At 64.9% G+C, this 10,728-nt stretch carries 12 protein-coding genes; 8 read left to right on the top strand and 4 right to left on the bottom strand.

The window, feature by feature from the left end; genetic code table 11:
* Positions 1-702, bottom strand: a 702-nt coding sequence (locus AC6H42_RS03910; RefSeq protein WP_497547456.1) for an XrtA system polysaccharide chain length determinant, incomplete at its 3' end; no start/stop codon positions are given.
* Positions 703-991: 289 nt separating this feature from the next.
* Here AC6H42_RS03910 and AC6H42_RS03905 point away from each other — a divergent pair.
* The 7 genes from AC6H42_RS03905 to AC6H42_RS03875 all read left to right on the top strand — a co-directional run bounded on the left by AC6H42_RS03905 (position 992) and on the right by AC6H42_RS03875 (position 6,674).
* Complete coding sequence (locus tag AC6H42_RS03905; RefSeq protein WP_057158495.1) at positions 992-1,777, top strand: S1 family peptidase; 786 nt, start codon at positions 992-994, stop codon at positions 1,775-1,777.
* Positions 1,778-1,906: 129 nt separating this feature from the next.
* Complete coding sequence (locus AC6H42_RS03900; RefSeq protein ID WP_057158496.1) at positions 1,907-2,527, top strand: XrtA/PEP-CTERM system exopolysaccharide export protein; 621 nt, start codon at positions 1,907-1,909, stop codon at positions 2,525-2,527.
* 203 nt (positions 2,528-2,730) lie between these two features.
* A complete protein-coding gene (locus AC6H42_RS03895; protein WP_057158497.1) occupies positions 2,731-3,357 on the top strand; it encodes a hypothetical protein in 627 nt (208 codons plus the stop codon).
* 32 nt (positions 3,358-3,389) lie between these two features.
* The gene (locus AC6H42_RS03890) at positions 3,390-3,668 is read left to right on the top strand and encodes an HPr-rel-A system PqqD family peptide chaperone (RefSeq protein ID WP_057158498.1); all 279 of its coding nucleotides are present in this window, start codon (positions 3,390-3,392) and stop codon (positions 3,666-3,668) included.
* Positions 3,662-4,576, top strand: coding sequence for an HprK-related kinase A (locus AC6H42_RS03885; RefSeq protein ID WP_057158499.1), 915 nt, complete (start codon positions 3,662-3,664; stop codon positions 4,574-4,576). The genes AC6H42_RS03890 and AC6H42_RS03885 overlap by 7 nt, the downstream gene beginning before the upstream one ends.
* The gene (locus AC6H42_RS03880) at positions 4,573-5,676 is read left to right on the top strand and encodes a nucleotidyltransferase domain-containing protein (protein ID WP_497547455.1); all 1,104 of its coding nucleotides are present in this window, start codon (positions 4,573-4,575) and stop codon (positions 5,674-5,676) included. The genes AC6H42_RS03885 and AC6H42_RS03880 overlap by 4 nt, the downstream gene beginning before the upstream one ends.
* Positions 5,677-5,720: 44 nt before the next feature.
* Positions 5,721-6,674, top strand: coding sequence for a lytic transglycosylase domain-containing protein (locus AC6H42_RS03875; RefSeq protein WP_057158501.1), 954 nt, complete (start codon positions 5,721-5,723; stop codon positions 6,672-6,674).
* Positions 6,675-6,774: 100 nt separating this feature from the next.
* Here AC6H42_RS03875 and AC6H42_RS03870 read toward each other — a convergent pair whose 3' ends face one another.
* Positions 6,775-7,638, bottom strand: coding sequence for a PEP-CTERM sorting domain-containing protein (locus AC6H42_RS03870; protein ID WP_497547454.1), 864 nt, complete (start codon positions 7,636-7,638; stop codon positions 6,775-6,777).
* A gap of 448 nt (positions 7,639-8,086) precedes the next feature.
* On the opposite strand from AC6H42_RS03870, the gene AC6H42_RS03865 reads away from it, so the two are divergent.
* On the top strand, positions 8,087-8,920 hold the full coding sequence (locus AC6H42_RS03865; protein ID WP_057158503.1) for a HesA/MoeB/ThiF family protein: 834 nt from the start codon (positions 8,087-8,089) through the stop codon (positions 8,918-8,920).
* Between the two features lie 11 nt (positions 8,921-8,931).
* On the opposite strand, the gene AC6H42_RS03860 is transcribed toward AC6H42_RS03865, so the two are convergent.
* Positions 8,932-9,780: a PEP-CTERM/exosortase system-associated acyltransferase gene (locus tag AC6H42_RS03860; protein ID WP_057158504.1), complete on the bottom strand. Its 849-nt coding sequence runs from the start codon at positions 9,778-9,780 to the stop codon at positions 8,932-8,934.
* A 22-nt stretch (positions 9,781-9,802) separates the two neighbouring features.
* Positions 9,803-10,615, bottom strand: coding sequence for a PEP-CTERM/exosortase system-associated acyltransferase (locus AC6H42_RS03855; RefSeq protein WP_057158505.1), 813 nt, complete (start codon positions 10,613-10,615; stop codon positions 9,803-9,805).
* Positions 10,616-10,728: the final 113 nt, after the last annotated feature.

Genomic DNA, 10,728 nt, shown 5'->3' with positions numbered 1-10,728 from the left:
GGCGTTGCGGGCCTGCTCGGCCTCGGCCAATTCCAGGCGCGCCGCGTTCAGCTTGTCGGCCATGTCGGCCAGGGTGCTGCTGTAGTCGGTGCCCTGGCGCGGCAACAGGCCCATGTTCTGGATCTTGAAGTCTTTCAGCGCGTTCTCGCCGGCGGCCAGCTTTTCCTCGTAGCTCTTGATCTGGTCTTCAATGAACTGCACCGCCTTGTCCGACTCCAGCTTCTTGCCGCCGAAGCTGCCTTCGACGAACAGGGTCAGCAGCGATTGCACGATCTGCTTGCCCAGCTTGGGATCGGGATTGTTATAGGAAATGGTGTAGATGTCGTCGCGCTCGGTGCCGGTCACCTTGATCTGCGCGGTCAGCTCGTCGACCAGTTTTTCGTGCTCCTGCACCGTCTTGGTCTTGATGTCCAGGTCGACGCTGCGCATGACCTTTTCCACATTGGGACGGCTGATCAGCGTGCGGCGCATGAATTGCACCTGCTGTTCCACGTTGGGCACGCTGGTCATGCCCGACAGCAAGGGCCGCAGAATGCTTTGCGTATCGACGTACACGCGCGCCGACGCCTGATAATCGTCGGGCATCCGGTAGACCACCGCCCAGCCAACGACCGCCACCACCCAGGAGATCGCCACGGCGTACCAGCGGTACTTGCCGATAGCTTTGAGGAAGGTTAAGAGCAGTGCCTGTAATTCCGCCATATTGTCTATCTCGCCTAATGAATTGCTGCGCGCATCGCACTTGCTTAAAATGCATCAAATCGCACCTATGATACATGAGTTTGCAAGCCATGTTACTACTAAATGGCGCCGCATCCGCCCCCTGTGTGGCAGCCGACAGACAGCTTTGCGCATTTAACTCCGTGAAATATCTATTTCCAAAGAGGCAAGCATAATTGTGACACAAGCGGCGCCGGAATTGTTGTGCGAAAGACAGCTAATTGCAGCAAAAATCTGCTATCGTTGTTGCGCCATGACTACATAGAGCATTATGAATTTCCGCCCATCACTAATATTACTTTGGAGCATCGTCTGCGCCGGATTTTCGACGCTGGCGCCGTTCGCCGCGGGCGCCGACTTGTCCACCGTGATTGCCGCAGTCAAGCCCTCGGTGGTGGGGGTCGGCAGCTACCAGCGCTTGCGCAGCCCGGCCGCCGTGTTCAACGGCACCGGCGTGGTGCTGGGCGACGGCTTGAGCGTGGTCACCAATGCCCACGTGGTGCCGGAATTCAGCGACGGCGACCAGAAGGAAACGCTGGGCGTGCTGATCGCCGGCGAAGGCACGGCCTTCAGTTTCCGCCCGGCCACCGTGGTGGCGGTCGATAAGGAACACGACCTGGCTCATTTGCGCCTGAGCGGCGCGCCGCTGCCGGCGCTCAAGCTGGGCGACTCGTCCGGGCTGCGCGAAGGACGCGAGCTGGCCTTCACCGGTTTTCCGCTGGGCATGGTGCTGGGCCTGCATCCGGTCACCCACCGCGCCATGCTGTCGGCCATCACCCCCATCATCCTGCCGTCGGCCAATTCGCGCCAGCTCGACGCGCGCGCCGTGGCCGCGCTGCAGCGCGCGCCCTTCAACATCCTGCAACTGGACGGCACCGCCTACCCCGGCAGTAGCGGCAGCCCGCTGTACGACCCGGCCGACGGCAGCGTGGTCGGCATCATCAACATGGTGTTCATCAAGGGGCTGAAAGAAAGCGCCATCACCAGCCCCAGCGGCATCACCTACGCCATTCCGGCGCGCTATGTGCAGGAACTGTTGCAGAGAAAAGTGCCCTGACAAAAATTTTAGCCCGGTCCCGGCTATCGCCGCAGGGGCTGGTATAGAATAGGCATGCAAAAATGCTACATAAAATACCATGCATCTTGCCCAAAAGAATTTCAGAATTTCCTATCCCAAGAAGAGGACATGCACGTGAACACTCCCATGACGAAATGGCTGGCCTGCGGCGCCCTGGCGCTATCCGCGCTGGCACTCGGCGGCTGCGCCACCAAGCAAGTGCTGCCGCAAGAAGCGACGCCGGCCACCGATTACCTGATCGGCCCGGGCGACAACCTCAGCATCGTCGTGTGGCGCAATCCGGAAGTGTCGCAAGGCGTGCCGGTACGCCCCGACGGCAAGATCACCACCCCGCTGGTGGAAGACCTGCAAGCCAGCGGCAAGACCTCCACCGAACTGGCGCGCGACATTGAGAAGGCGCTGTCGAAGTTCATCCAGCAGCCGGTGGTAACGGTGATTGTGACCGGTTTCGTCGGCGTGTACAGCGAACAGATCAAGGTGATCGGCCAGGCCGCCCGCCCGCAGGCACTGCCCTACCGGCGCGACATGTCGCTGCTGGACGTGCTGATCGCGGTCGGCGGCGTCACCGACTTTGCCGCCGGCAACCGCGCCATCATCCTGCGCACTGTGGACGGCAAACAACAAAAGCTGAACGTGCGCCTGAATGACCTGATCAAGGACGGCGACATTTCGGCCAACCTGCCGATGCGCCCGGGCGACGTGCTGGTGGTGCCGGAGAGCTACTTCTGATACTCTCGCGACATAGTGTCGAGAATTCTTACAGTTTTTGCGGTAGAGTCGCCAGGTTATGGCACGGCACCAGGGATTTTTCGCTAACTCCTTGATTTATATCAAGTTCCGTGTACACCAAGTGAATGGGAACAAATATTGCTTTGTTTCCCTTCATAACCAGACCTTGGCCTCCGGGCCGACCGCTTACCTAGGATACAGACGTGGCTAACTCAGAACAGCACAACGGCGACAACGGCGCTACGCCGCCGCCATCCGCAGCGTCCGGCACGGCCGCCGAAGCCGGCGCGGCCAAACCGGCGTTCGCCGGTGCCGCGCGGCGCCGCTTCGCCACCAAGGGCGCGGCTGCGGTCGGCGCCATCCTGACCGTGAAAAGCCAGCCGGGCATGGCGTGCAGCATCTGCCATTCGCCGTCCGGTTTCGCGTCGGGCAACCTGAACAGCCGCGCGCCGGAAGCCGTGGTATGCGAGGGCCTGTCGCCCGGCTACTGGAAGAACCACACCGGTTCCTGGCACTCAAGCTGCGCGCCCAGCATGAAGTTCCAGCGGCGTTTCAATTGCTCGAGCAGCAGCGGCTTCTACAACAAGAGCATGCTGACCATGCTGTCGCACCAGGATTGCGACCAGGACAATGTCGCCATGCACATCGTGGCGGCCTACCAGAACGCGCTCAAGGGCTACACCTCCTTCCTCAAGCCGGACCGCGTGCAGGCGATCTGGAACGAATACTGGCGCACCGGCGGCTCGGGCCGCGGCTATTACACCCCCATGGCCGGCAAGAAATGGTACGGCCCGCAAATCGTCGCCTACCTGCGCGGCACCATGGACTGACACGGCCGCATGCTGACTGAGCCGGTTTTGCCATGTGGCGCCTGATGGCTGGCCAGCGGCTGCGCAGCCGCAGCTGGGATGGCGAAGAGTTCGTGCTGTACAACAATCTGTCGGGCGATACCCATCTGCTTGACGCCGCTTCCATTGAAGTCCTGAACGCGCTGCAGCGCGGCGCGGCCGGTACGGCCGTGCTCGCTGACGCCCTGCAGCTCGACAGCACCGAGCTGGCCCAGCTGGAGGAACTGCTGGACGAGCTGCGCGCCCTCAACCTGGTGGAAGCGTCCGGCACGCTGGACCCGCGCGCATGCTGACCTTGTCTTCGCTGACGCCGGCCGAACTGGCGCGGCGCCTGGCGCACGGCGGCATCGTGCTGCAGACCGGGGCCTACACCACCCATCTGGAAAGCGGCGTGCCCAGCGTAGCGCACGGCCTGAGCCTGCTGTACGGCGCTTATCCGCTGCATGATGCGTGCGCCTTCGCCGATTTCCATCTGCGGGTAGTGCGGCCGGGCGGCCCGCGCCGCTGGTGGCGGCCGCAAGTGATGCTGATGCACAACGGCACCTCAATGTTCAAACCGCTGCCGCTGGCGCAAGCCTTCCCTATGTTTGAATGGGGCCTGAACTGGTGTGTGTCGAGCCGGGCGCACGACTGCCTGATCATCCACGCTGCCGTACTCGAGCGCAACGGCCGCGCGCTGATCCTGCCCGCGCCACCCGGTTCCGGCAAGAGCACCCTGTGCGCGGCGCTGGCGCACCGGGGCTGGCGCCTGCTGTCGGACGAACTGGCGCTAGTGCAGCTGACAGACGGCCGCCTGCAGCCCCTGCCTCGGCCGGTCAGCCTGAAAAACGCATCGATCCCGCTGATGCAGGCCTACCTCGGCGACGTTGTGTTCAGCCCGCCTGTGGCCGACACCGTCAAAGGCACGGTCGCGCACCTGCAGGCGCCGGCCGACAGCGTGGCACGCGCGGCCGAGCGCGCCGCGCCGGGCTGGATCGTGTTCCCGCGCTACCAGGCCGGGGCCGCTACCGAACTGGCGCCGCTGCCCAAAGCCGGCACGGTGCTGCGCGTAGCCCAGAATTCCTTCAATTACAGCCTGCTGGCCGAACCCGGCTTTGACGCCATGGCCGACCTGGTGGGCGCCTCGGCTTGCTACAGCTTTGTCTACAGCCGGCTGGACGAGGCGGTCGAGCTGTTCGCACGCCTGGCGGAGCAGCCATGAGCGCCGTTTCCGCGGCCCCGCTGGCGGTGCTGGCCTTCCGCCAGCCCGCGCTGCTGGCCGGCTACGGCGAGGCCGAATGGAACCTGCTGCTGCGCCAGTGCGCCAGCGCCAACCTGCAGCCGCGCCTGTACTACCTGCTGCGCGAGCGCGGCGAACTGGAGCGGGTGCCGGCCCCGGCGCGGCGCCACCTCGAATGGTCGCGCACGGTGGCCGAACGGCACAGCCAGGCGGTGCGCTGGGAAGTGGCGCAGATCCGCCACGCGCTGGCCGGGCTGGACACGCCGCTGATCCTGCTCAAGGGGGCGGCGTACGCGCTGGCCGGCTTGCCGCCGGCCAGCGGCCGGCTGTTTTCCGACATCGACATCCTGCTGCCGAAGGACAAGCTGGACGACGCCGAGATGGCGCTGATGCTGCACGGCTGGGCCAGCACCCATCTGGACGAATACGACCAGCGCTACTACCGCCAGTGGATGCACGAGCTGCCGCCGATGGAGCACGTCAAGCGCCGCACCGCCATCGATGTGCACCACGCCATCCTGCCGCAGACCGCGCCGGTGCACCCCGACCCGGTCCGGCTGCGCGCCGCCGCGCAGGAACTGCCGGGCCACCCCGGCCTGCTGATCCTGGCGCCGCCGGACCTGGTGCTGCACAGCGCCACCCACCTGTTCTTCGACGGCGAGCTGGAACACGGCTTGCGCGACCTGGTCGACCTGGACGGCCTGCTGCGCCACTACGGCGCCGAGCCCGGCTTCTGGCCGGCGCTGCAGGAGCGCGCCGCCCAGCTGCAGCTGCAGCGGCCGCTGTTCTACGCGCTGCGCTACTCGGCGCAGCTGCTGCACACGCCGCTGCCGCCGGCGGCGCTGGCGGCGGCCGAACCGGGCCGCCCCGGCGCCCTGCTGCTGCGGCTGATGGACGCGCTGTACGGCCGCGCGCTGCTGCCGGCCCACGCCAGCTGCGACGACGCTTTCACGCCGGCCGCGCGCTTCCTGCTGTACATCCGTGCCAACTGGCTGCGCATGCCGCCGCTGCTGCTGGCACGCCACTTGTTTCACAAAGCTTTTCTGTCACCCAAAGACAAAGATCAAGCCGCGCAGCCCTGACTGCTCTACAATCAAGCATGGCCTTGCCATCACAGGAGCGCAGCATGTCCGCACCTTCCTCCCGCATTTCCCGCCCCACCCGCTTGCGCGCCGCACTGCGGCCGGCGGCCCTGCTGGCCGGCCTGCTGGGACTGGTTTCCTCGGCTGCGGCAGGGACCCCGTCCGAGGCAGCGGCGGCAGTGGCGGCAACGGCGGCAGCGCCGCGCAGCGCAGCCCCGGCGGCCGTGGCTGAACTGCTGGCGACTGCCGCGCGGCTCGAGCACGGCGAGGGAGTGCCGCGCGACATGCCGCAAGCGCTGGCACTGTACTGCCGCGCCGCGCGCCAGGGCGACCCGCAAGGGCAGTACGCGCTGGGCTGGATGCTGGCCAACGGCCGTGGCGCGGCGCGCGACGACGGCGCCGCCGCCCAGCTGTTCGGGATGGCCGCCGCGCAGGGCCACCCGCAAGCGCAAGCCATGCTGCACATGACCAACGCCTCGCTCAGCACGCCGCTGCCGGCCTGCATGCTGCCCGACACGCCGTTTGCCCCCATGCCGCCCGAGCAGGCCGCGCCCTACCCGCAGGCCAGCAAGCAAATCGGCGCGCTGGTGGACTTGCTGGCGCCGCAGTTCGATATCGATCCCAAGCTGGCCATGGCCATCATCGCCATCGAGTCCGGCTTCAACACGCGCGCAGTGTCGCCCAAGAACGCGCAAGGGCTGATGCAGCTGATCCCGGAAACGGCGGAACGCTTCCGCGTGAAAGACGCGTTCGACGCCGAGCAGAACATCCGTGGCGGCCTGGCCTACCTGCGCTGGCTGCTGGGCTACTTCCGCGGCGACGTGCAACTGGTGGCGGCCGCCTACAATGCCGGTGAGAAGGCAGTCGACCGCTACAAGGGCGTGCCGCCGTACGCTGAAACACAGGAATACGTGAAACGGCTGGCGCGGCTGTACAAGCATGCGCTGCATCCGTATCCGGCCGGGGCGGCTGCCACCGGCGCGCTGAAAAAGCCCTGATTACCGGCCCTGAACTACCGGCCCTGAAATGAAAAAACCCGCCCGGTTGCCCGGGCGGGTCAGTCTGGCTGCGCGCGGCGCCATGCCGCGCGGTGCCGGATTACTTCTGCTTGCGGCGGCGCAGCGCTGCCAGGCCAGCCAGGCCCAGGCCGAAGATGGCCAGCGAGGTTGGCTCAGGGATGGCGGCGCCGGTTACATGGCCGCTGGCCAGTACGGTCGAGTCAGCCACTTGATTGGCTGGCTTGAAACCCTGGAAGGTCGATGTCAGCAGCAGATCGCGCGAGTTGCCGTTTTCATCTACCAGGCCATCGGTGTCCAGCTTGGTCTGCCAGCTGCCGCCGGTCACGTTCAGGTAGCCGCCCGAAGCACCGGTGATGCCGTTTTCGTTGAAGAAGCCGCTGTAGGTGGCGCTGTTGTTACCGCCCAGGATACCGGTGGCGAACACCGCGTCCAGTACCAGCGTGCCGCCGCTGATACCGTTGTAGTCGTACTGGCCGGTACGGCCGGCGGTGCCCTGGATGGCGCTGTAGTCGCTGTTGTTTTCAAACATTTTCAGCCAGCCGCCGGCAGCCAGCACCTGGTCGATCACGCCGCCGGCGCCGCCCAGCACGGTACGCTGCACGTCATAGTCGCGCAGGCCGCCGAAAATACCGGTCAGGAACTTGCCGCCCTGGCCAGCAACATACTGGATGGCGTTGTCCGACACGCGGGTGATGCTGGCGATCGAGAAGATACCCCAGCTGTCTTCATTGTAGGCGCTGATGGCGGCGGCACCTGGTGCGGTGACCGCGTCGCAACCGGCGGCGTCGGTGCAATTGGCCGTGTAGCGCGCGGTCGCGCTGTCATAGGCGTTGAAGGTGAACTTCAGGTCGCCGGCGACCAGTTCAACCGCTTGAGCCGAACCTGCTGCGCCGAACGCCAGTGCCACGCCAGCTGCCAGTGCGGATATTTTCTTGAGATTCATTCTTTTCTCCAGTTGTTGGTAAGGGCGCTGTCAGTAGCGTCACACCGAGGTATAAAGCAATCGTCGTGCCAGCGATATGAAAAACCGCCCTCAAACCGCGCCCCGCCTAGCGAACACAGGGGGTCCAGGTTTTCCTTACCGCCGCGAACATTTGCCGATGCCACCCGCGCTGTAAAGAATTTCGACAGCCCGTGTGACATTTGTTGCCCGTCGGACATTGCGCGGTCCGCAGCGCCCATTGCAGCCGATTTACCAGGCAAAACGGCGCCATGCAGGCGCACAAGCAGCGAAATCCGTGGCGCGGCAAGAGCGCGCATGTAAAGAAAGTCGACAGCCGGTCCGCTGTGCAGACCAGGGCGCTTGCGCTACTATGGCATTGTCAAACAGTAACGAGCCCAGCCGCCACGCGCGGCGCCGTCCAACCACACATGCAAAGGGTTTTTCCGCCATGGCTAACGCATTCGACTATGACCGTTTCGTCACCCGCAATGAGGGTTATATAGACAAGGCCACGCAAGCCAAAATACGCGACACCCGGCTGCTGTTCGCCGGCTGCGGACTGGGCAGCCCGGTCGCCATCTGCGCCGCGCGCAGCGGCTTCCAGCATTTCGTGCTGATCGACGGCGACACCATCGACGCGCACAACCTGAACCGCCAGTTCTACGACCAGGACGATATCGGCCAGCCCAAGGTGGAAGCGCTGAAGAAGCACATCCTGCGCATCAACCCGCAAGCCCGGGTGGAAACCCACTACAAGATGCTGGACAAGGACAACGCGGCCGAACTGGTGGGCAAGGTCGACATCGTGTTCGACACCATCGACTTCGTCGACCTGGAAGCGGTGCTGGCGCTGCACATGGCCGCCACCATGCAAGGCAAGCCCATCTTCACCGCCATCAACGTCGGCTTCGGCGCCGCCGTGCTGTACTTCCCGGCCGGCGCGGCCGAGTCGCTGCCGGCCATCCTGCAACGCGATGTGGAGGCCGCCGCGGCGGAGGGCAACCTGAACTACACCGCCGTGTTCGGACGCGTGATGGCGCGCATCGGCGCCCACCTGGACGAGCAGGTGGTGCGAGAAGTGGCGCGCGCGCTGACCATCATGGACGACGGGCGTCCCTGCCCGGCTTCGCAGATCGCGGTGGGCACGTTCTCGGTGGCGGCGCTGGCGGTGACCATGATGCACGACATGCTGGCCGGACTGCCGGTCGAGAGTGCGCCCAATATCGTGGTGCACAGCTTCCGCAACCACGTCACCAAGAAGATCAGGATCAGCGCCGACTAAGCCGGGCCGCGTCAGGAGCGCGGCCGCACCGTGCGCGGATGCTTGCGCGCCGGGTTGCGCTGCCAGGCCAGCCTTGGCAGCAGCGCCTGCGGGCGCTCGTGCAACCAGGCCGACAGCTTCGGGTTGTCGGCCGCCAGCTTGGCTTCCAGCATGTGCAAGTCGAGCACGTACGGCACCACGGCGCCGTAGTAGTCGGCCGGCGGGCCGATCGGCTGAAAACCGAAGCCCATGCGCTGCAGCGACTGCGCCAGCGCGCGCTCCATGGCGGCATACCAGTAGCGGATGCCGACGTTGCGGCTGTGGCGGAACATTTCCCGGTACATGCCGAACAGCAGCATGGGCGAATCGCGGCGCCGCTCGCCATGCCGGCGCTCGGCCGCCGGCACCAGCGGCGGCAGGCCCGGCACGCCGTCCAGGCTGTCGGCGCGGCGACGGCGATGCTCCTTGCGCACCACCAGGCGGGAAATCTCGCAGGCCAGCTCGCGCGGCGGATGGTCGAAATGGTCGAACACGGCGCAGTGGCGCTCGAAGGGATAGGGCTGCTCGGCGTCCGGCTGCACCAGGCGCACCGTGCCGATCAGCTTTTCATCCATGGAGTAGGCGGCGATGTGCACCGCGCGGGTCTCGTACTCGTCAAGCTCCATGCCGCCGGCCTGCTCGGCCTGCGGCAGGAAGGCGCACTCGATGCAGTACACGTCGTAGCGCAGCTTGAAGATATCGTGCGGCACCTTGCCGTGCTGGTCGCCGCGAAAGGAACGGAAAATATTACGGTTGGCGTGGTCCACCGTTTCGAAATGGGCTTGATATTCCTGGCGGGAAAGTACGCTGCGGTAGCCTGGTCCTGCAAATACGTGCGCCATACAGCGAATTCTCCTACGGGTTTCATTTCTTTCTGGTGCGCCCGATCATGAACGTGGCTACCATGGTTTTCACCACCGTCCAGAAAGGGATAGGCTCGTCATTGAACCAAGCAGCCAGAAAACGGTTTTCCTGCTTCAATCGTTCGTACAGTTCATCCAGGTCCACCATATGGGGCGTTACCGGCCCGTAATAGTCGACCTGCGGCCCGATGGGGACGAAACGGAACCCCATCTTGTCGAGCGAGCGCGCCAGCGAGCGCTCCATGGCGGCATACCAGTAACGGATGCCATGCTTGCGGCTATAACGGTACATCTCGCGGTACAGCCCCAGCAGCAGCAGCGGACTGTTGGTGCGCTGCTCCTTGCCGCTGGGCGGCTTGATCGCAGCCGGCCCGCCCTTTTGCTCGATAAACTCCTTCGACACGCCTTCCAGCGTATCGCCGCGCCGCCGCCGGTGGGTCTTCTTCACCACCAGGCGCGACACCTCGCCGGCCAACTCGCGCGGCGGCATAGTGAAATCCTCAAACACCGTGCAGTGCGACTCGAAGGGATACACCTGCCCCTCCCCCGGCTGCACCAGGCGCACCGTGCCCACCATGGCCTGGTCCAGCGTGTAGGCAGCGAAATGGATCGAACACGGGTCGTACTCGTCCGTTTCCTTGCCTTCATCAAACTCGGCCGCGTCCAGGTAATGGCATTCCAGGCAATACACTTCGTAGCGCAGGCGATAGATCTCGGCCAACACGGCCGAATCCGTTACGCCTTTCATGACGCTGGCAAAGTCGAAATACGGGATGAGAATGTCGCGCTTGCCGAATATTCGCTCGAGCAGCATTGTGCGTTCCTTATCTGCACATCAGTCGGGCGCCGGGCACTGGCTCACCACATGCAAGCCAAAGCTCAGGCGCAAAGATAACCTATTTCCGGCCAGCACGCACATGCAAATTC

The sequence above is a fragment of the Massilia sp. NBRC 108631 genome (assembly GCF_059704565.1).
The sequence above is the reverse complement of the archived record's forward strand: the minus strand, read 5'-3'. Positions and strand labels throughout refer to the sequence as shown.

Coding starts and splice junctions, on each gene's coding strand:
- AC6H42_RS03890 (WP_057158498.1), top strand. CDS start 3,390: ATGTGGCGCCTGATGGCTGGCCAGCGGCTGCGCAGCCGCAGCTGGGAT.
- AC6H42_RS03860 (WP_057158504.1), bottom strand. CDS start 9,780: ATGGCGCACGTATTTGCAGGACCAGGCTACCGCAGCGTACTTTCCCGC.
- AC6H42_RS03855 (WP_057158505.1), bottom strand. CDS start 10,615: ATGCTGCTCGAGCGAATATTCGGCAAGCGCGACATTCTCATCCCGTAT.
- AC6H42_RS03885 (WP_057158499.1), top strand. CDS start 3,662: ATGCTGACCTTGTCTTCGCTGACGCCGGCCGAACTGGCGCGGCGCCTG.
- AC6H42_RS03880 (WP_497547455.1), top strand. CDS start 4,573: ATGAGCGCCGTTTCCGCGGCCCCGCTGGCGGTGCTGGCCTTCCGCCAG.
- AC6H42_RS03900 (WP_057158496.1), top strand. CDS start 1,907: ATGCACGTGAACACTCCCATGACGAAATGGCTGGCCTGCGGCGCCCTG.
- AC6H42_RS03870 (WP_497547454.1), bottom strand. CDS start 7,638: ATGAATCTCAAGAAAATATCCGCACTGGCAGCTGGCGTGGCACTGGCG.
- AC6H42_RS03865 (WP_057158503.1), top strand. CDS start 8,087: ATGGCTAACGCATTCGACTATGACCGTTTCGTCACCCGCAATGAGGGT.
- AC6H42_RS03875 (WP_057158501.1), top strand. CDS start 5,721: ATGTCCGCACCTTCCTCCCGCATTTCCCGCCCCACCCGCTTGCGCGCC.
- AC6H42_RS03905 (WP_057158495.1), top strand. CDS start 992: ATGAATTTCCGCCCATCACTAATATTACTTTGGAGCATCGTCTGCGCC.